16 protein-coding genes are annotated in these 19,638 nt (G+C 67.2%); 9 read left to right on the forward strand and 7 right to left on the reverse strand.

The features are described 5' to 3' along the window. Positions 1–16: 16 nt before the first annotated feature. Both G4G00_RS18845 and G4G00_RS18850 read right to left on the reverse strand, forming a co-directional pair. On the reverse strand, positions 17–790 hold the full coding sequence (locus tag G4G00_RS18845; protein WP_164275722.1) for a TatD family hydrolase: 774 nt from the start codon (positions 788–790) through the stop codon (positions 17–19). Beyond that, a complete protein-coding gene (locus G4G00_RS18850; RefSeq protein WP_108753571.1) occupies positions 787–1,002 on the reverse strand; it encodes a DUF6116 family protein in 216 nt (71 codons plus the stop codon). Before G4G00_RS18850 ends, G4G00_RS18845 begins: the two co-directional genes overlap by 4 nt. A 163-nt stretch (positions 1,003–1,165) precedes the next feature. On the opposite strand from G4G00_RS18850, the gene G4G00_RS18855 reads away from it, so the two are divergent. The 9 genes from G4G00_RS18855 (at position 1,166) to G4G00_RS18895 (ending at position 10,706) form a co-directional block, all read left to right on the forward strand. Next, positions 1,166–2,005, forward strand: a complete 840-nt coding sequence (locus tag G4G00_RS18855; protein ID WP_108753570.1) for a glycine zipper 2TM domain-containing protein — start codon at positions 1,166–1,168, stop codon at positions 2,003–2,005. Positions 2,006–2,125: 120 nt separating this feature from the next. Beyond that, on the forward strand, positions 2,126–2,668 hold the full coding sequence (locus G4G00_RS18860; RefSeq protein WP_108753569.1) for a GNAT family N-acetyltransferase: 543 nt from the start codon (positions 2,126–2,128) through the stop codon (positions 2,666–2,668). Positions 2,669–2,775: 107 nt separating this feature from the next. Continuing rightward, entirely contained in the window at positions 2,776–3,435 is a 660-nt protein-coding gene (locus G4G00_RS18865) for a glutathione S-transferase family protein (RefSeq protein WP_164275725.1), read from the forward strand. Between the two features lie 110 nt (positions 3,436–3,545). Then, positions 3,546–5,825 carry a thiamine pyrophosphate-dependent enzyme gene (locus G4G00_RS18870; RefSeq protein WP_108753567.1) on the forward strand — a complete coding sequence of 760 codons (2,280 nt, stop codon included), beginning with the start codon at positions 3,546–3,548 and terminating at the stop codon, positions 5,823–5,825. 3 nt (positions 5,826–5,828) lie between these two features. Beyond that, positions 5,829–7,772, forward strand: coding sequence for an asparagine synthase (glutamine-hydrolyzing) (asnB, locus tag G4G00_RS18875; RefSeq protein ID WP_108753566.1), 1,944 nt, complete (start codon positions 5,829–5,831; stop codon positions 7,770–7,772). Between the two features lie 64 nt (positions 7,773–7,836). Further along, positions 7,837–8,397 (forward strand): NADPH-dependent FMN reductase, encoded by a 561-nt coding sequence (locus G4G00_RS18880; RefSeq protein WP_108753565.1) that lies wholly within the window; start codon positions 7,837–7,839, stop codon positions 8,395–8,397. A gap of 249 nt (positions 8,398–8,646) precedes the next feature. Beyond that, on the forward strand, positions 8,647–10,077 hold the full coding sequence (locus G4G00_RS18885) for a replicative DNA helicase (protein ID WP_108753564.1): 1,431 nt from the start codon (positions 8,647–8,649) through the stop codon (positions 10,075–10,077). Between the two features lie 156 nt (positions 10,078–10,233). Beyond that, positions 10,234–10,446, forward strand: coding sequence for a hypothetical protein (locus G4G00_RS18890; protein WP_108753563.1), 213 nt, complete (start codon positions 10,234–10,236; stop codon positions 10,444–10,446). Next, entirely contained in the window at positions 10,443–10,706 is a 264-nt protein-coding gene (locus tag G4G00_RS18895; RefSeq protein ID WP_164275727.1) for a hypothetical protein, read from the forward strand. Before G4G00_RS18890 ends, G4G00_RS18895 begins: the two co-directional genes overlap by 4 nt. 119 nt (positions 10,707–10,825) lie before the next feature. Here G4G00_RS18895 and lpdA read toward each other — a convergent pair whose 3' ends face one another. The 5 genes from lpdA to G4G00_RS18920 form a co-directional block, all read right to left on the reverse strand. Continuing rightward, positions 10,826–12,262: a dihydrolipoyl dehydrogenase gene (gene lpdA, locus G4G00_RS18900; protein WP_108753561.1), complete on the reverse strand. Its 1,437-nt coding sequence runs from the start codon at positions 12,260–12,262 to the stop codon at positions 10,826–10,828. Between the two features lie 63 nt (positions 12,263–12,325). Beyond that, a complete protein-coding gene (gene sucB, locus G4G00_RS18905) occupies positions 12,326–13,528 on the reverse strand; it encodes a dihydrolipoyllysine-residue succinyltransferase (protein WP_164275729.1) in 1,203 nt (400 codons plus the stop codon). 41 nt (positions 13,529–13,569) lie between these two features. Next, positions 13,570–16,401 carry a 2-oxoglutarate dehydrogenase E1 component gene (locus G4G00_RS18910; protein ID WP_108753560.1) on the reverse strand — a complete coding sequence of 944 codons (2,832 nt, stop codon included), beginning with the start codon at positions 16,399–16,401 and terminating at the stop codon, positions 13,570–13,572. 186 nt (positions 16,402–16,587) lie between these two features. After that, positions 16,588–17,484: a GNAT family N-acetyltransferase gene (locus G4G00_RS18915; protein WP_164275732.1), complete on the reverse strand. Its 897-nt coding sequence runs from the start codon at positions 17,482–17,484 to the stop codon at positions 16,588–16,590. A gap of 9 nt (positions 17,485–17,493) precedes the next feature. After that, on the reverse strand, positions 17,494–18,912 hold the full coding sequence (locus G4G00_RS18920) for a cupin domain-containing protein (RefSeq protein WP_108753559.1): 1,419 nt from the start codon (positions 18,910–18,912) through the stop codon (positions 17,494–17,496). Positions 18,913–19,638: the final 726 nt, after the last annotated feature.

Genomic DNA, 19,638 nt, shown 5'->3' on the forward strand with positions numbered 1-19,638 from the left:
CACGCCCGGCGACGTGTCACACCGCGGGCAGGTTGAACAACCGCCGGGCGTTGTCGGCGGTCGCCTGGGCCACCGCGTCCACCGCCACCCCGCGCAGCGCGGCCACGTGGCGGGCAATCACCGCCAACCGCGCCGGCTCGTTGCGCTGGCCGCGAATGCCGGCATCGGGCTGGTCGGGCGCATCGGTTTCCAACAGCAGCTGTTCCAGCGGCATGTCGCGCACCAGACGGTGCAGGCGCTGGGCGCGCTCATGGGTCAGCGGACCGCCCAGGCCCAGCAGAAAGCCCTGCTTGTGCAGCAGCACGGCCTGTTCCGGGCTGCCGGAATAGCTGTGCACCACCCCGCGCAGCCCGCCGATGCGGCGTATCGCGGCGATCACCGCATCCACTGCCTTGCGCGCGTGCACGATCACCGGCAGGTCGAATTCCCGCGCCAGCTGCAACTGGCCGAGGAAGTAATCCTGCTGGGCCTGCATATCCAGATCGCCCGCGAAGAAATCCAGGCCGCATTCGCCGATCGCACACGGGCGCTCGCGCTCGATCCAGTCGCGCAGCTGCTGCAGATGCTCGGGCCGGTGCTCGGCCAGGAACATCGGGTGCAGGCCGTACGCCGGGTACAGCCCCGGCGCCTGCTGGCAGACCTGGCGCAGCTTGGGCCAGCTGGCGGCAGTAACTGCCGGCACCACCTGGGCCTGCACGCCGGCCGCCTGGGCGCGCGCGATCACCGCATCGCGGTCGGGGTCGAATTCGCTGGCATCCAGGTGGCAATGGCTGTCGATCAGCACGCTCAACCCTGCTGCAACGGCGGTGGCACGGCCGCGCCGCGCTGCTTCCAGTTGGCCAGCAGCAGCGTGCCCAGGCCCAGCAGCAGCTCATCCACGAACGGAATCGGGTCGGGGATGAAGAGGGTGATGGCAAACAGGCCGGCGGTCAGCTTGAACAGGGTGGGGTAGCGCAGCCGGCGTGCCCATTGCAGAACCGGCAGTAGCATCGGGTTGGCCATGGTGGAAATCCATGCGGGGAATGTGCAAACGCTACCACGGGCACAGCATTTCCAGATGCTGAATGGGTTACGGCCATGAGCAGGAAATGTGGAGATTCCGTTCAGGCGGACCATGCTGCAATCTGTCCCAAGAACGTTGCGGATCGTCCGCAGGGAGCAGGTCATGAAAAGCACAACTACAACGGTCCTGGTCGCAGCAGGCGCACTGCTGGTCGGTGGTATCGCTACCGCCGCCTTCATGAAGAGCGGCTCGTCGGCCGACGTGGCCGGTTCGGCCCAGCCCTCGGCGGAATCCCGCCTGGCCGATGGCAACGCGGCCGATGACGGTGCGCGCACCGATACGCTCGACCCGAGCGCGCCGCGTGGGCTGGAATACGCCGATGTGCTGAAGGTCGATCCGATCACTGAAAAGCAGAAGGCCTACGCCACGGTCATCGGCACCGATGCGGTGCGCGAGACCTCCACCACCCAGACCCCGCACGAAGTCTGCCAGGACGTGGTGGTGCAGGAGCGCCTGCCCGAGCGTGATGGCAATGTCGGTGGCACCGTGGTCGGCGCCGTGGTCGGTGGCCTGCTGGGCAACCAGGTCGGTGGCGGCAACGGCAAGAAGGCCGCTACCGCTGCCGGTGCCGTGGCCGGTGGCTTCATCGGCAACCAGGTGGACAAGCGCCACGTGGGCGGCCGCGTGGTGAACCGCACCGAGCGTCAGTGCCACACCGAAACGGCCACCTCGGAATCCAGCCGCGTGACCGGCTACAACGTGACCTACCGCAACGAAGACGGCACCACCGGCACCATGCGCATGGCCAGCAAGCCGGGCAACCGCATCGCCATGGGCACCAACGACGTGGTGAAGGGTTACAACGTGACCTACCGCTACGACGGCGCCGAAAAGACCGTGCGCCTGGACAACAAGCCGGCCAGCGATCGCCTGCCGGTGGTCGACGGCCAGCTGGTCACCCAGACCGCGGCAGCGGGCGATACGGCCGCCAATCGCCAGTAACGCACGCAGTGCAGCGGGTATCGGACAGGCCGGCATTTGCCGGCCTGTTTCGTTTGCGGGTCTGGATTCCGGGCCGGTATCGACGATGATGTCCGGCCATGGTCTGGCAGAGGAACCGGCATGAGCATCTTCGATCTGCGCATCGAAACCGAGCGGCTGATCCTGCGTCCGCCGCAGGCGCAGGACCTGCAGCCTTACTTGGCCTTCTGTGCCGATGAAGAAACGATGCGCAGCCTGGGCGGGGTGCAGCCACCCTCGGTGGCCTGGCGCAGCTTCTGCAGCCTGGCCGGTGCCTGGCAGTTGTTCGGCTATTCGATGTTCAGCGTGATCGAGAAAGCCAGCGGCGAGTGGGTCGGCCGCATGGGCCCCTGGCAGCCGCTGGGCTGGCCCGGCCCGGAGGTGGGCTGGAGCATCCGCCGCGGCAGTTGGGGCCAGGGCTATGCGCCGGAAGCGGCGGTGGCGGCCATCGACTGGGCCTTCGCCACGCAGGACTGGCAGGAAGTGATCCATACCATTGCCGAGGACAACGAAAAATCCAGGGCCGTGGCGCGCAAGCTGGGCAGCCAGCTGCTGCGCACGGGCCAGTTGCCGCCGCCCTACCAGGGCCCGCCGCTGCAGATCTGGGGGCAGTCGCGCGCGCAGTGGCAGCAGCGCCCGCGCTGATTGTGTGACGGCCTGCGCGCCGATGCTGCATCCGCGCTTGGCAGCGCTGCCGGCAGTTGCCAGACTGCACCCAGGCGGCCGTCGGCCGGGTTTCGCTGGAGCAGGCAATGGTGGAAGAACGCGTTCCGTTGACGGTGCATGGCATGTCGGTGTCCGGCAACTGCCACAAGGTGCGGCTGCTGCTGGAACAGGTGGGCAGCCGCTACCGCTGGGTGGAAGTGGACAGTGCGCATGGCCAGACCCACACGCCTGAATTCCTGGCGCTCAATCCCAATGCCAAAGTGCCGTTGATCGTGCGCGATGACGGCCGCGTACTCACCGAATCCAATGCGATCCTGTTCTGGCTGGCCGAAGGTACCCCGTACCTGCCGGCCGATGGCTGGGAGCGCGCGCAGGCCCTGAGCTGGATGTTCTTCGAGCAGTACACCCATGAGCCCTGCATCGCGGTGGCACGCTTCATCCGCGGTTGGACCGAGCAGGATTCGCCGCGCCGGGCCGAGCTGCCGCGCCTGCACGAACGTGCGCAGCACGCGCTGGCGGTGATGGAGCAGCACCTGCGGCAGGCGATGTGGTTCACCGGCAGCCAGTATGGAATTGCCGATATCGCGCTGTTTGCCTACACCCATGTGGCCGAAGACGGTGGCATCAGCCTGCAGCCGTTCCCGGAAGTACGCGGCTGGCTGCAGCGGGTACGCGAACAACCGCGCTTCGTGCCCATGCCGGCGGTCACCGCCGAGGTGCAGGCACGCCTGGATGCAGGCGCGTAGCGTCGAGCTTGCTCGACTGGTTTCCAGCGTAGTCGAGCAAGCTCGACTCTACGAAAGCTGGGCCGCGTGCCATGCCCGGCGGAATGCAGCAACGACACGGAGGGTGTTCGATGTTTGCAGTCGTTCCAGATCCGATTCCCGCACGCATGCGCGCGCTGAACCGCGCCGAGGTGTGTGACGTCAATTTCCTTGAAGCGGTGCGTGGATGGGACGGGGTGCCGCGACAGCGCCCGGCACCGGATGCACCGATCCTGCCCGGCAGCGGTCTGGGCGCCGCTGCGTTCGGCGAGCTGTTCGAATCACAGCTGGCCAGCCGCCAGCTGGACCTGATGGCCCGTGTGCTGCGGGTGCAGAACAAGGTCTTCTACACCATCGGTTCGTCCGGGCATGAAGGCAACGCGCTGCTGGCGCGGGCCTGTCGCCACACCGATCCGGCCTTCCTGCACTATCGCTCCGGGGCGTTCATGATCGAGCGTTCGCGGCATGTGCCCGGCTTGGACCCGCTGCGCGATGCGGCGCTGTCCTTCGCCGCCAGCGCCGAAGACCCGGCCAGCGGGGGGCGGCACAAGGTCTGGGGCAGCCGCCCGCTGTGGGTGCTGCCGCAGACATCGACCATCGCTTCGCACCTGCCCAAGGCGGTCGGCACCGCCTTGGCCATCGAGAGCGGCAAGCGCCTGGGGCAGCCACTGCCCATTCCGGCCGACAGCCTGGTGCTGTGTTCCTTTGGCGATGCCTCGGCCAACCATGCCACCGCGCAGACCGCCTTCAACACCGCCATGTGGGCCGCCTACCAGAAGCTGCCGGTGCCGGTGCTGTTCGTCTGCGAAGACAACGGCCTGGGCATTTCGGTGAAGACGCCCGAAGGCTGGATCGCCGAACGCTTCAGCCGCCAGCCGGGCCTGGACTACTTCTTTGCCGATGGCCTGGACCTGGCCGCCGGCCACAGCCAGGTGCAGGCCGCGGTGGAGCACTGCCGGCGCACGCGGCGGCCCACCTTCCTGCACCTGCGCACCACGCGGCTGATGGGCCACGCCGGCACCGATTTCGAAGTGGAATGGCGCGCGCTGGCCGACCTGTGCGCGGCCGAGGCGCAGGACCCGCTGCTGCGCTCGGCGCAGATTGCGCTGGAATCGGGCTGGATGACCGCTGCGCAGATCGAGCAGGCCTACGAAGACCTGCGCGCGCGCTGCCTGGCAGCCGCCCACCAGGCCGATGCACGGCCCAAGCTGCAGTCGCTGGACGAAGTGCTGGCGCCGCTGGCGCCGTACTCGCCGGCCGCGGTGCAGGCCGAAGCGGAGCGGGTGCTGGCGCCGGCACTGCGTGAATCGATGTACGGCGGCGCCGACCATCTACCCGAGGTACAGCCGCCACGGCATCTGGCGGTGCAGATCAACCAGGCCCTGCAGGAGCTGCTGGGCAAGTACCCGCAGGCGGTGCTGTTCGGCGAAGACGTCGCGCAGAAAGGCGGGGTCTACACCGTCACCCGCGACCTGCTGCGCCGCTTCGGTCCACGCCGGGTGTTCAACACCCTGCTGGATGAAACCATGATCCTGGGCATGGCCCAGGGCCTGGCCAACCTGGGCCTGCTGCCGATACCGGAAATCCAGTACCTGGCCTACCTGCACAACGCCATCGACCAGCTGCGCGGCGAGGCCTGCTCGCTGCAGTTCTTCTCCAACGACCAGTTCCGCAACCCGATGCTGGTGCGGGTGGCCGGCCTGGGCTACCAGAAAGGCTTCGGCGGCCACTTCCACAACGACAACTCCATTACCGCCCTGCGCGATATTCCCGGGCTGGTGGTCGGGTGCCCCTCGCGCGGCGACGATGCGGTGATGATGCTGCGCACGCTGGCCGCGCTGGCGCGGGTGGATGGGCGGGTGTCGGTGTTCCTGGAGCCGATCGCGCTGTACATGACCAAGGACCTGCATGCGCCGGGCGATGGCCAGTGGCTGTTCGACTATCCGCCGCCGGGGCAGGCACTGGTGCCCGGCGAAGGGCGCGTCTATGCGCCCGAGGCGCAGGACCTGCTGGTGATCACCTATGGCAATGGCGTGCCGATGGCCCTGCGCGCGGCACGCAGTATCGAGCAGCAGCTGGGCTGGCAGGTGCGCGTGCTCGACCTGCGCTGGCTGGTGCCGCTGCCGACGGCGTTCATTGCCGCCCAGGCCGCCGACGCTCGGCGGGTGCTGGTGCTGGACGAGGGCCGCCACAGCGGCGGGGTGGGCGAGGGCGTGGTGACCGCCTTGGTCGAGGCCGGGCTGGGCCACCTGCCGCTGCGCCGGGTCTGCGGCGCCGATACCTATACGCCGCTGGCGGGGGCAGCAATGTTCGGGCTTCCAAGCGACAATGCTGTGGTTGGCGCCGCCCTGGACCTGGCGCAGGAAACCTGATGCATGTGTGGATTGGCGGGAATGTTGTTGCCGGCGGCGCAGGCCCCGGCCGAGCAGCTGCAGGCGCAGGCGCTGGCCATGGGCCAGGCGCTGCACCACCGTGGGCCCGATGACGGTGGCACCTGGGTGGACGCGGCCGCCGGCATTGCCCTGGCCCACCGGCGGCTGAGCATCCTCGACCTGTCGCCGCTGGGGCATCAACCGATGGCGTCCAGCGATGGCCGTTACGTGATGGCCTACAACGGCGAGGTCTACAACTTCGCCACGCTGCGTGCCGAGCTGGAACCGTTGGGGCACAGCTTCCGCGGCCATTCCGATACCGAAGTGCTGCTGGCGGCGGTGCTGCAATGGGGCGTGGAAGACACCCTGCAGCGCGCCAACGGTATGTTCGCCATCGCCCTGTGGGACCGCCAGCAGCAGTGCCTGTGGCTGGCCCGCGACCGGGTGGGCAAGAAACCGCTGTATTACGGCTGGGCCGGCGACACCCTGGTGTTCGGTTCGGAACTGAAGGCGCTGTGGCAGCACCCGGAATTCGACAACGAGATCGACCGCGATGCGCTGACCCTGCTGCTGCGCCTGGATTACATTCCCGCCCCGCACAGCATCCACCAGCGCTGCTTCAAGCTGATGCCCGGCCGGGTGCTGCGGCTGGATGCGGCCACGGTGGCCGCCGGTGCGGGCGCACACCGCCCCGAGCAGGCGCAGCGGCCGTACTGGGATGCGCGTGCGCGCATGCAGTCGGCGCTGGCCGCGCCGTTCCAGGGCAGCATCGAGGAGGCCGAAGAACAGCTCGACGGCCTGCTGCGCGATGCGGTATCGCTGCGCATGGTGGCCGACGTACCGGTGGGCGTGTTCCTGTCCGGCGGCACCGACTCCTCGCTGGTGGCCGCGCTGATGCAGGCGCAGAGCGCCACGCCGGTGCACAGCTTCAGCATCGGCTTTACCGGTTCGCACCACGACGAGGCGCCGCTGGCGCGGGAACTGGCCACCCACCTGGGCTGCGACCACACCGAGCTGTATGTGAGCGGCGCCGATGCGCTGGCGGTGGTGCCGCAGTTGCCGGCCATGTTCGATGAACCCTTCGCCGATGCCTCGCAGGTGCCGACCGCACTGGTCGCGCGGCTGGCGCGGCAGGGCGTGACCGTGGCGCTGTCTGGCGACGGTGGCGACGAACTGTTCTTTGGCTACATGCGCTACGTGCGCGCGCTGCGCAACTGGCAGATGCTGGGGCGCGTGCCGGCGCCGCTGCGGCGCTGGATGGGCGCGCGTGCGCACCAGCAGGGCGAGGCCTCGCGTACCGGTGGGCTGGCCGCGCTGCTGGCCGAAACCGGCGCGCGCGGTATCGGCGATGTGTACCGCAACCGCATTTCGCGCTGGCGCGACCCGGCGGCGGCGGTGATCGGTGCACGCGAGGCGGGCAGCTTCTACGACCTGGCCGACCCGCTGCACGGGGCCGGCACCCCGGCCGACGCGATGATGCTGGCCGATTTCGTGTCCTACCTGCCCGATGATCTGCTGTGCAAGGTCGACCGCACCTCAATGGCGGTCAGCCTGGAGGCGCGGGCACCGCTGCTGGATTGGCGGGTGGCCGAATTTGCCTGGTCGCTGCCGCTGGCGTTCAAGCGCAGCCAGGACACCAGCAAGGTGCTGCTCAAGCGGGTGCTTGGCCGTTACGTGCCGCAGAACATGGTGCATCGACCGAAGCGCGGCTTTGGCGCACCGGTGAGCGACTGGCTGAAGGGCGACCTGCGCCCGTGGGCCGACGATCTGCTGCAACCGGCGCGGCTGGAGCGCGAAGGCGTGCTGTCGGCGGCGGCGGTGCAGCCGCTGTGGCAGCAGTTCCTGGGCGGCCAGCGCAAGTGGCATACCCATCTGTGGAACGTGCTGATGTTCCAGGCCTGGCAGGACCACTGGCGGCAGGTGCGCGCAGGCGTCACCCGCGGCTGATCTTCACCGGGGCACATCGGGCCGGCCGCTAGGCTGGTCCTTTCCCCGTCAGGAGTGTGCCGCCATGCCTGTACCCACCATCGCCGTGTTCGTTGGCAGCCTGCGCAAGGAATCGTGCAACCGCCGGCTGGCCCTGGCCCTGGAGAAGTTGGCCGGTTCGCGCGCGCGGTTCCAGTACGTGCGCATCGACGATCTACCGCTGTACAACCAGGATTTCGATGGCAGCTACCCGGCCCAGGGCACCCGTCTGAAGGATGAGGTGCGCGGCGCCGACGCGGTGCTGTTCGTCACCCCCGAATACAACCGCTCGGTGCCGGGCGTGCTGAAGAACGCCATCGACATCGGCTCGCGGCCGTATGGCGACAGCGCGTTCGGCGGCAAGCCGGCGGCGGTGATCGGTGCCTCCATCGGCCAGATCGGCACGGCCGTGGCCCAGCAGCACCTGCGCAACAGCCTGGCGTTCCTGGACATGCACGTGCTCGGCCAGCCCGAAGCGTTCATCCACTTCAAGGATGAGCTGATCGGCGCCGATGGCACGATCCACAACGAGGGCACGCAGAAGTTCCTGCAGGGCTATGTGGACCGCTTCCTGCAGTTGATCGCGGTGCACGCCAAGGGCGACTGAGGTCGCCATCGGGGTCAGAGCCCTCTGCTGTGCAGAGGGATCTGACCCCTCGCTGCCGGGGTCGGATCCCGGCGCGCAGCGCCGGGCTCCGACCCCATGCGATAATGACCGTCTCAGGTTGGGCAACCGCGCTGTGTCGCGGCAGCCATCCCCCGTTCGTCCACGACTTATCCACAGAGTTGTCCATGGCCGCCGGTGTGGGTGCATGCCTACACTGGCCCCGGCCACTTTCGCAGGAAACACCGCAGCATGTCCGCCCGTCCCGGCTTCCGTTCCAACCGCAAAGACCGCGGCGATGGCTTTGATCGTGATCGTGACGATTCGCGCATCGACCAGTTGCGCGTGCCCCCGCATTCGGTGGAAGCCGAACAGGCGGTGCTGGGCGGCCTGATGCTGGCCCCGGAAGCCTACGACCGGGTCAACGACCAGCTGAACGAAACCGACTTCTATCGTCGCGATCACCAGATGATCTACCGGGCGATCCGCGAGCTGTCCGAGCGCGAGCGTCCGTTCGATGCGGTCACCTTGGGCGAGTGGTTCGAATCGCAGGGCAAGATGGAGCTGGTGGGCGATGGCGCTTACCTGATCGAGCTGGCCAGCACCACGCCGTCGGCCGCCAACATCGTGGCCTATGCCGAGATCGTGCGCGACAAGGCGGTGCTGCGGCAGCTGATCCAGGTCGGCACGGACATCGTCAACGACGGTTTCCAGCCCGAAGGGCGCGACAGCAGTGAACTGCTGGCGTCGGCGGAAAAGAGCGTGTTCGCCATTGCCGAACAGGGCGCGCGCGGCCGTACCGATTTCGTGGCGATGCCCGGCGCACTGAAGGACGCCTTCGAAGAGCTGCGCAACCGCTTCGAGAACGGCGGCAACATCACCGGCCTGCCCACCGGCTACACCGATTTCGATGCGATGACCGCCGGCCTGCAGCCGACCGATCTGATCATCCTGGCCGCGCGCCCGGCGATGGGCAAGACCACCTTCGCGCTGAACATCGCCGAGTATGCGGCGATCAAATCGAAGAAGGGCGTGGCGGTGTTTTCGATGGAAATGTCCGCATCGCAGCTGGCGATGCGCCTGATTTCCTCAAACGGCCGCATCAACGCGCAGCGCCTGCGTACCGGCCAGCTGGAAGACGAGGACTGGAGCCGGGTCACCAGCGCGATCAAGATGCTGAAGGAAACCAAGATCTTCATTGACGATACGCCGGGCGTGTCGCCGGAGATCCTGCGTTCCAAGTGCCGCCGCCTGAAGCGCGAGCACGACCTGGGCCTGATCGTGATCGACTACCTGCAGCTGATGAGCGTGCCGGGCAACAGCGAAAACCGCGCGACCGAAATCTCGGAAATCTCGCGTTCGCTGAAGGGCCTGGCCAAGGAACTGAACGTGCCGGTGATCGCGCTTTCGCAGCTGAACCGCTCGCTGGAAACGCGTACCGACAAGCGCCCGGTGATGGCCGACCTTCGCGAATCGGGCGCAATCGAGCAGGACGCGGACATGATCGTGTTCATCTACCGCGACGATTACTACAACAAGGAAAATTCGCCTGACAAGGGCCTGGCCGAGATCATCATCGGCAAGCACCGTGGTGGTCCCACCGGTTCGTGCAAGTTGAAGTTCTTCGGCGAATACACCCGCTTCGACAACCTGGCCCACGATTCGGTCGGTTCGTTCGAATAACGCCTGCGGGCGTTACCGTGGCGCCGGGCCATGCCCGGCCGATTCCCACGGTTTCGTCAGCCCCAGCCCGGTTTCGTCGCAAACCGTTTGCGGCCGGGCGGGCAGGGCGCCAAGGTGATCCCAGGCGGCAGGGTGCCGCCGCAAGGGAGACCTGTCATGAAGACGCTGTTCGCGCTGGGCGTGTGGTGCCTGCTGTTCGTGCTGTGCTGGCCGCTGGCGATCCTGGCCCTGCTGCTGTGGCCAGTGGTCTGGCTGCTGAGCCTGCCGTTCCGCCTGGTCGGCATCACCTTCTCGGCCCTGTTTGCCTTCCTGCGTGCGCTGTTCATGCTGCCGGCACGGCTGCTGGGTGGCCGGGCGGTGGCGGCATGAGGGCGCGGCTGATGCTCGGCCTCGCCCTGCTGGCAGGCCCGGCGCTGGCCGAACCGCCGGCCCCGGCCCCGACCTCGGCATGGCTGGAGCGGCAGCAGGTCGCTGCCGCAGACGAAGCGAACGCCGCGGCGGCCACGCCGTCGAAGAAGCCCGAGGCCAAGGAACGCTGCCGGGTCACGAAGGAATGGAAGGTCGGCCAGACGCTGGTGCAGCACAAGGTCTGCGAAGATCCGCCAAAGAAGCCGGCTGGAAAGGTGTAGCGCCGAGCCCATGCCCGGCTCTGAACGAAAGCGGATAACAAAAAACCCCGCCGAAGCGGGGTTTTCCGTTTGCGGTTCAGTGCCGACCAACCGTCGGCACCCACCCCGAAGACGAACGATCAGTTCGCCTTGTGGATGGCGCGCTTGCTGACCGCCATGGCCGCGTCGTGAATCACTTCCGACAGCGACGGGTGGGCGTGGCAGATGCGGGCCAGGTCATCGGCCGAACCGCTGAACTCCATGGTCAGCACGCCTTCGTGCACCAGCTCGGAGACGTTGGCGCCGACCAGGTGCATGCCGAGGATGCGATCGGTTTCGGCATGGGCCAGGATCTTCACGAAGCCCGCCGGCTCGATCATCGCCACGGCACGGCCGTTGGCGGCGAACGGGAAGCTGCCAGCCTTGTACGGAATGCCTTCGGCCTTCAGCTGGGCTTCGGTCTTGCCAACCCAGGCCAGTTCCGGCTCGGTGTAGATGACCCACGGGATGGTGTCGAAGTTGACGTGGCCCGGCAGGCCAGCGATCAGTTCGGCCACCGCGATGCCTTCCTCGAAGCCCTTGTGCGCCAGCATCGGGCCGCGCACGCAGTCACCGACCGCCCACACGCCGTCAACGCCGGTGTGGCAGTGCGCATCGACTTCGATCTGGCCACGGTCGTTGATCTTCACGCCGGTGCCTTCGGCCAGCAGGCCCTTGGTGGCGGCGCGACGGCCAACGGCCACCAGCAGCTTGTCCACGGTCAGGGTCTTTTCGCCTTCGCTGTCGGTATAGGTGACAACGACTTCCTTCTTCTTGCCCTTGCCGGTGATCTCGGTCTTGGAGACCTTGGCACCCAGGCGGATATCCAGGCCCTGCTTCTTGAATTCCTTGGCAGCGGTCTTGGCCACTTCGGCGTCGGCCACGGCCAGGAACTCCGGCAGTGCTTCCAGGATGGTGACTTCAGCGCCCAGGCGCTTCCACACGCTGCCCAGTTCCAGGCCGATCACGCCGGCGCCGATCACGGCCAGGCGGTTCGGCACTTCGGTGAAGTCCAGGCCGCCGACGTTGTCGACGATGGTCTCGCCGTCGAACTTGGCGAACGGCAGTTCGATCGAATCCGAACCGGCAGCGATGATCACGTTGGTGCCCTTCAGCTCGACGATGGAACCGTCATGCTGGGTGACCTTGACCACGTTGCCCGGCTGCAGTTCGCCGAAGCCGTAATAGGCGGCGACCTTGTTGGCCTTGAACAGCATGCCGATGCCGCCGGTGAACTGCTTGACGATCTTGTCCTTGCGGCCAACCATCGCTTCGACGTCGATCTTGGCGTCCTTGAAGCTGATGCCGTGGTCGCCAAAGATGTGGCCCATGTTCCAGAACTGGCGCGAGGAATCCAGCAGCGCCTTGGACGGGATGCAGCCCACGCGCAGGCAGGTGCCGCCCAGGGCCGGCTTGCCGTCCTTGCCCAGCGCTGCGTCGATGCAGGCGGTCTTCAGGCCCAGCTGTGCGGCGCGGATGGCCGCGTGGTAACCGGCCGGGCCGGCACCGATGACGACGACGTCGAATTGTTCAGCCATTGAATTATTCCTTGTTGCTATACCAGAACCCCTCCGCGCGGACGCGGAGGGGCGGGAGGTCTCTTACAGGCCGAACAGCATGCGGCCCGGGTTTTCCAGCTGGTTCTTGATGTCCACCAGGAACTGCACCGAGTCCTTGCCATCGATGATGCGGTGGTCGTAGGACAGCGCCAGGTACATCATCGGCGCGATCACGACCTGGCCGTTCTGGGCGATCGGACGCTCCTTGATGGCGTGCATGCCCAGGATGGCGCTCTGCGGCGGGTTGATGATCGGGGTCGACAGCAGCGAACCGAAAGTGCCGCCGTTGGTGACGGTGAAGGTGCCGCCCTGCAGTTCGTCCAGGCCCAGCTTGCCGTCACGCGCCTTCTTGGCGTAGTCGGCAATGGTCTTTTCGATGTCGGCGAAGGACATGCGCTCGACGTTGCGCAGCACCGGGGTCACCAGACCCTTCTCGGTCGACACGGCGATCGAGATGTCCGAGTAGCCGTGGTAGATGATGTCGTCGCCGTCGATGGAGGCGTTGACCAGCGGGAAGCGCTGCAGGGCGTTGGCAGCGGCCTTCACGAAGAAGCTCATGAAGCCCAGCTTGATGCCGTGGGCCTTGACGAACTCGTCCTGCAGTTCCTTGCGCGCAGCCGAGACCTTGGACAGGTCGACTTCGTTGAAGGTGGTCAGCATGGCGGTGGAGTTCTTCGACTCCATCAGGCGTTCGGCAATGCGCTTGCGGATGCGGGTCATCGGCACGCGTTCTTCCGGACGTGCGCCACCGGCCTTGCCGGCGCCGCCATTGCGGGCGAAGTTGACGATGTCTTCCTTGGTGACCGCGCCGCGACGGCCGGTGCCGTCCACGTCGGCCGGGTTCACGCCTTCGGTGAGGGCGGTGAAGCGGGCGCCCGGGGGCAGGCTGTCGGCAGCCGACTTGGCAGCCGGGGCCGGTGCAGCAGCGGCGGCCGGAGCGGCAGCAGCCGGGGCAGCGGCGGCAGCCGGAGCGGCTTCAGCGGCCGGGGCCGGGGCAGCAGCCACGGCGCCTTCTTCGATGATCGCCACGACCTGGCTGGAGGTGACGGTGTCGCCTTCCTTGAACTTGATTTCCTTGATCACACCATCGACCGGCGACGGCACTTCCAGGACGACCTTGTCGGTTTCCAGGTCAAGCAGGTTTTCGTCGCGCTTGACGGCGTCGCCCACCTTCTTGTGCCAGGTGGCGATGGTGCCGTCGGCGACGGATTCGGGCAGTACCGGGGCTTTGACTTCGGTGGCCATTGCGGGAGCTTCCTGGTTTGTCTTCTAAATAGGGGGAGGAGTTATTCAGCGACCTGGTCGTTGAACGGGTTGACCAGTGCGTCGGCGACCAGCTGCTGCTGTTCACGCACGTGGTCAGCCATGTGGCCGGCAGCCGGCGAAGCCGAACGCGCACGACCGGCGTAGTGCAGGTTCTGGCCATCGGCCAGGCAGAACTGCAGGTGGTGGCGGATCTGGTACCACGCGCCCTGGTTCTGCGGTTCTTCCTGCGTCCACACCACGTCGGTGGCGTTGCCGTACTTCTTCAGCTCGGCGGCCAGCAGCGCGCGCGGGAACGGGTACAGCTGTTCCACGCGGATGATGGCCACGTCGTCCTGGCCACGCTTGGTCTGGTCTTCCAGCAGGTCGTAGTAGACCTTGCCCGAGCACAGCACCACGCGCTTGACCTTCTTGGCGTCTGCGTTGGCGTCGCCGATCAGGTGCTGGAACTCGCCATTGGCCAGTTCGTCCAGGGTCGACACGGCCAGCTTGTGGCGCAGCAGCGACTTGGGCGACATCACCACCAGCGGCTTGCGGGTGGTCAGGTGCAGCTGGCGGCGCAGCATGTGGAAGGCCTGGGCCGGGGTGGACGGCACCACGACCAGCATGTTTTCCAGTGCGCACAGCTGCAGGAAGCGCTCCAGGCGCGCCGAGCTGTGTTCCGGGCCCTGACCTTCGTAGCCGTGCGGCAGCAGCAGGGTCAGGCCGGAAATGCGGCCCCACTTGGCTTCACCGGCGGCGATGAACTGGTCGATGACCACCTGCGCGCCGTTGGCGAAGTCACCGAACTGGCCTTCCCAGATGCACAGGGTGTTGGGGTCGGTGGTGGAGAAGCCGTACTCGTAGGCCATCACCGCTTCTTCGCTCAGCAGCGAATCGATGACGGTGGCCTTTTCCGGCGAATCCACCAGCTGCCGCAGCGGCAGGTAGTAGTTGTCGGTGGCCTGGTCGTGCAGGATCGCGTGGCGGTGGGTGAAGGTGCCGCGGCCCACGTCCTGACCGACCAGGCGCAGGGCATTGCCCTCGTCCAGCAGGGTGGCGTAGGCCAGGTTCTCGGCAAAGCCCCAGTCACCCGGGATCTCGCCGGCGGCCATCTTGCGGCGGTCGTCGTACACCTTGGCCACGCGCGAGTGCAGCTGCACTTCTTCGGGCACGGTGTTGATCAGCTTGGCCAGCTCCAGCAGCTTGGCCTTGTCGACCTTGGTCGAGATCGGATCGGACAGCTTGCCTTCCAGCAGCTTCGGCCAATCGACGAACAGCGGGCTGGTCGGCGGGGTCTTTTCAACCTTGGCCAGCTCGGTGGTCACTTCGCCGCCGTCCAGCTTGTCGCGGTACGCATCGACCATCGCCTTGCCGGCGCCGGCCGCGATCACGCCTGCCTTCTCCAGCTGTTCGGCGTACATCTCGCGGGTGGTCGGGTGCTTGCGGATCACCTGGTACATCAGCGGCTGGGTGATCGCCGGTTCGTCGGCCTCGTTGTGGCCCCAACGGCGGTAGCACATCAGGTCGATGACCACGTCCTTGGCGAACTTCTGGCGGAACTCGAAGGCCAGCTGTGCAGCGAACACCACCGCTTCCGGGTCATCGCCGTTCACGTGCAGCACCGGGGCGGCGATCATCTTCGCCACGTCGGTGGCATAGCGCGTGGAGCGCGTGTCCTGCGGGTTGGAGGTGGTGAAACCGACCTGGTTGTTGACCACGATGTGCACGGTGCCGCCAACGGCGAAGCCGCGGGCCTGCGACATCTGGAACAGTTCCATGACCACGCCTTGGCCGGAGAAGGCCGCGTCGCCGTGGATCAGGATCGGCATGACCTGCTTGCGCGCGGTGTCCTTGCGGCGCTCCTGGCGCGAACGCACGGAACCGGCCACGACCGGGTCAGCGATTTCCAGGTGCGACGGGTTGAACGCCAGCGCCAGGTGCACCGGGCCGCCTTCGGTGGCCACGTCGGCCGAGAAGCCCATGTGGTACTTCACGTCGCCGGCCGAAGCGTGCTCGTCGTGCTCGAACTTGCCTTCGAATTCGTCGAACAGCTTGCGCGGGTTCTTGCCCAGGGTGTTGACCAGCACGTTCAGGCGGCCACGGTGGGCCATGCCGACCACCACGTCCTTGACGCCATCCTTGCCGGCGCTGCGAATGATGGTGTCCATCATCGGGATCAGCGAGTCGCCGCCTTCCAGCGAGAAGCGCTTCTGGCCGACGTACTTGGTGTGCAGGTAGCGTTCCAGGCCTTCGGCAGCGGTCAGGCGCTCCAGGGTGCGGCGCTGGGTGTCAGCGTCCAGCTGGTAGTTGCCACCGGCCAGTTCCAGCTTCTTGTAGATCCACTGGCGCTGCTCGACCTCGGAGATGTGCATGAACTCCGCACCGATCGAACCGGTGTAGGTCGCCTTCAGGCGTGCCAGCAGGTCGCGCAGCTTCATGCGCGGCTGGCCGCCCACGCCGCCGGTGCTGAACTCGCTGTTCAGATCGCCATCGGACAGGCTGTGGAAGGGCAGGCCCAGGTCCGGGGTGTTGACCGGCTTGGTCAGGCCCAGAGGGTCCAGGCGGGCATCGAGGTGGCCGCGCGAACGGTAGGCGGTGATCAGACGACCGACATTGCGCTCACGCTCGTCGCCCGCACCGCTGCCGGTGCCGGCTTTCAGCGCATCCTTGGCCGCGTCCGCAATGTGGGAGATGACGGCCGAGTGCGGAATGTCGCCTGCTTCGCGGCCCTTGAAGCCGTCGAAGTAGGTCTTCCATTTGGGATCGACACTATCCGGGGAGACCAGGTACTGCTCGTACAGGTCCTCGACATAGGAGGCGTTGCCGCCGGCGAGTTGCGAAGATTGCGCAAACTGCTTCAGTTGATTGTCCACGATGGAGGGTGTTGATTCGCTTTGTGGGGTATGGCTTCAGAAGGACCCTGCAGGAAAATGAATAGCCCTGCACGGGCGCGTTCAAACAGCCAAATTGTACCCCCATCCGCACGGGATGGGGCAGCAACGGTGGCATTGCGCGCGCCGCGGTGTCGGTGCCAGACAGGTTTGTCCGCGTGGGCCGTGTCAGATGCCCAGGGCACGCAGTTCGCTGCATTCGCGCGAACGGTCCCAGACGCGCTGCAATTGCTGCTCGAACGGCTGTGAACGTGCAGGCAGGGCGATGCCGGCTTCACCGTCCAGGCGGTGGCCGATAAGACGAAAGTAGAAGTCGCCCGCATCGTTGACCAGGCAGGCCGAGGCCAGTGCGCGGTCGACCGGATCGCTCACTTCACGGAACTGGATCACGCTGGGCAGGCGCTGGTACAGCGCCAGCAGCGGCGCCCCGGCACTGGCAATCGCGGCGGCGTCGTGCACGATCACCCGCAGCTGCTTGTCGTGGCGGGCCGTGGCGAAGCGGCGCAGGGCGGCCTGCACCGGCGACGCATCCAGCAGCCCGGGGTCCAGCTGGCGGCTGTGCAGCCAGAGCTGGCGGCGGGCCCGGTGGATGATGGCGGTAGTGATGGCCACCGCCTCGGCCCGGCTGTCGATGGCGCTGGTCACGCCCAGCCGCCGTCGCATCTGCTGGTGGCCGATGCCGGCTTCCTCGAACACCTCGCCTTCGGGCAGGAAACCCAGGCGTGCGTAGAAGTCGCGCGCCGGCAGCTGCGCGTGCAGGTGCAGGTCGGCCAGCCCCAGGCGGCGACCGGCGTCCACCAGCGCCTCCAGCAGGGCCTCGCCAACGCCCTGGTTGCGGTGGCTGGCCAGCACGGCCATGCGGCCGATGCGGCCATCCGGGGCCAGGCGCCCGGTGCCGACGGGCTGGCCATCGGCGTCCAGGGCCAGCACATGGGCGCTGACCGGGTCCAGCGCGTCGCGCTCCAGTTCAGCGGCAATGCCCTGTTCCTGCACGAACACCCGCTGCCGCACGTCGTGGATGGCAACGTGGGCATCGGCGTGGCTGACCTGCTGGACCCGGATCATGGCCATGGCTCAGGCGCGACCGTCGTTGCTGTCGTCTTCGTCGTGGTCATCGAAGTTGACAATGACCTCGATCCCGTCGTCATGCACGGTCACGGTGTGGACATCGTCGGACACGACCTCGTCGTCCAGTTCGGCCACCTGGTCGCGGCCTTCCACCACCTCGCCCAGCACGTCGTGGTCGCCGGCTTCCTCGTCTTCGTCCTCGTCGGCGTAGACCTCGTTCGGGTCGATGAGCTGGAACACGCCGCCGACCAGCAGCTGCTGCAGCACCGCGCGGCCCTTGTCCGACAGCCCGCGATAGGCGTCGGCATCGAGCTGTTCGGCGCCGGCCAGGCGTTGCGCGTCCTTGGCGGGCAGGGCGAAATCCTGGCCGCTGACATACAGGCTGGCGCCGCGCTTGGCCCGGCGCCAGGCCAGGCGTGCCCACGGGTGGCGCTGCAGCAGCAGGCCCGAGGCCAGCGCCTGCACCACTTCTTCCGGCGCCGGCGCGGCCTGGTGGGCCATCACTTCGCCGGCGGCGCGGTAGGTGGTGATGAAGCGGCCGAACCAGTCGCCCAGCTTGTCCGGGTCGTTCATGCGGATGGCGTTGAGCGCGGTGATCACCCGGGCCATCGCCACCGTGTCGATTTCGTTCGGGTCGGCCGGCACCTTCAGGTCGGCATCCTGGTAGCGGATGTTCTCGTCGGCATCGGCGATCAGGGTATCCAGGTAGTCGCTGATCAGCTCGGCCGAGGACGGCGCGCGCATGCCGAAGGAGAAGGTCAGGCAGGGGTCTTCGGCCACGCCGTGGTGCGGCACGTTCGGCGGCAGGTACAGCATGTCACCCGGCGCCAGCACCCAGTCATGGGTGGGCTTGAACACCTGCAGCAGCTTCAGTTCCACATCCGGGCGGAAGCCCAGCGGCGGGCGCTTGCCCTTGATCGATTCGCTGGCATCGATCTGCCAGCGGCGGTGGCCGTGGGCCTGCAGCAGGAACACGTCGTACTGGTCGACATGGGCGCCGACCGAGCCGCCGGTGGCGGCGAAGCTGATCATCACATCGTCCATGCGCCAGCGCGGCAGGAAGCTGAAGTGCTCGATCAGCGCGCGCACGTCCTTGTCCCACTTGTCCACGTCCTGCACCAGCAGGGTCCAGTCGTGGTCGGGCAGGGCGGGGAACACGTCTTCCTGGAACGGGCCGCTGCGCACGCGCCAGCTGTCCTGGGCCTTGTCATGCTGGATCAGGCGCGCCAGCACGCCTTCTTCGCAGGCCAGCCCGGCCAGGTCTTCCGGCTGCACCGGGGTCTGGAAGTTGGCGAAGGCATTGCGGATCAGCAGCGGGCGCTTCTGCCAGAAGTCGCGCAGGAAGGTGGCCGGGGCCATGCCCAGCGGCTTGCCGGGGCGGGCGGTGACTTCAATGAGCGGAGCGGAGGACTTGCGGGCGGCCATGGGGGAATCCTTGCAGCGGAAAGCGGGAGGGGCGGCGCGGCGGGCCGCCAAGGTCTCCATTGTCCGCCGTTCGCTGGGATTGCGCACGTGCGATGGTTTGTCGCGGGGTTCCGGCCAACGGCGGAGCCCCTCGTGGCGGGTGGGGCTCCCAACGGCAGAATCGCGCTTGGCCGGGCGGGTGGGCTGCGCGGGGGACGCCGTCAACCCTTCCATGGGGGCTTGGCCGCCGCTTGCTCGTGTGCGCTGTCCTGCGCACACGGCAAGACCGGGGTTGGGCGTCCTGCCCAACCCGCCCGAGGCATGCCTCGGGCCCATGCGGCGGACACCCCCGCGCAGCCCACCCGCCCGGCCCCTGACAGTTTCCTGCGCGGCCCGCCACGGAAGGGAAGAAGAAAAGCAAAGGCAACAGCGGGTCGCGCGCTGCGCTTGCTCGCGTAGCGTCGAGCTTGCTCGACTGAGCAGAAGCAGTCGAACATGGCTCGACTCTACAAAGAGCCCAAAACAAAGAGGGACGCGGCGAAGCCGCGTCCCTCATTCAAATTCCGTCCCGACAACGTCATCCACGCATGGCGTGGATCTACTCATCCGTCACCGGAAATCTGTCAGGGGTGGGGCGGGTTGGGTTCGCGGGGGTGTCAGCCGCATGGATGCGGCTGCCAAGCCTTATCTGATGGAAATCTGGCAGCGTAGGTGTCGAGAGCCGGCGTGGGCCGCCGTGTAAGCCTG

Origin of the sequence: Stenotrophomonas sp. B1-1, assembly GCF_010894375.1 — a bacterium.
Lineage (GTDB): Bacteria > Pseudomonadota > Gammaproteobacteria > Xanthomonadales > Xanthomonadaceae > Stenotrophomonas.

Coding starts and splice junctions, on each gene's coding strand:
- G4G00_RS18850 (WP_108753571.1), bottom strand. CDS start 1,002: ATGGCCAACCCGATGCTACTGCCGGTTCTGCAATGGGCACGCCGGCTG.
- G4G00_RS18890 (WP_108753563.1), top strand. CDS start 10,234: ATGAAGACGCTGTTCGCGCTGGGCGTGTGGTGCCTGCTGTTCGTGCTG.
- G4G00_RS18865 (WP_164275725.1), top strand. CDS start 2,776: ATGGTGGAAGAACGCGTTCCGTTGACGGTGCATGGCATGTCGGTGTCC.
- asnB (WP_108753566.1), top strand. CDS start 5,829: ATGTGTGGATTGGCGGGAATGTTGTTGCCGGCGGCGCAGGCCCCGGCC.
- sucB (WP_164275729.1), bottom strand. CDS start 13,528: ATGGCCACCGAAGTCAAAGCCCCGGTACTGCCCGAATCCGTCGCCGAC.
- G4G00_RS18920 (WP_108753559.1), bottom strand. CDS start 18,912: ATGGCCGCCCGCAAGTCCTCCGCTCCGCTCATTGAAGTCACCGCCCGC.
- G4G00_RS18885 (WP_108753564.1), top strand. CDS start 8,647: ATGTCCGCCCGTCCCGGCTTCCGTTCCAACCGCAAAGACCGCGGCGAT.
- G4G00_RS18870 (WP_108753567.1), top strand. CDS start 3,546: ATGTTTGCAGTCGTTCCAGATCCGATTCCCGCACGCATGCGCGCGCTG.
- lpdA (WP_108753561.1), bottom strand. CDS start 12,262: ATGGCTGAACAATTCGACGTCGTCGTCATCGGTGCCGGCCCGGCCGGT.
- G4G00_RS18880 (WP_108753565.1), top strand. CDS start 7,837: ATGCCTGTACCCACCATCGCCGTGTTCGTTGGCAGCCTGCGCAAGGAA.
- G4G00_RS18855 (WP_108753570.1), top strand. CDS start 1,166: ATGAAAAGCACAACTACAACGGTCCTGGTCGCAGCAGGCGCACTGCTG.
- G4G00_RS18860 (WP_108753569.1), top strand. CDS start 2,126: ATGAGCATCTTCGATCTGCGCATCGAAACCGAGCGGCTGATCCTGCGT.
- G4G00_RS18915 (WP_164275732.1), bottom strand. CDS start 17,484: ATGATCCGGGTCCAGCAGGTCAGCCACGCCGATGCCCACGTTGCCATC.
- G4G00_RS18895 (WP_164275727.1), top strand. CDS start 10,443: ATGAGGGCGCGGCTGATGCTCGGCCTCGCCCTGCTGGCAGGCCCGGCG.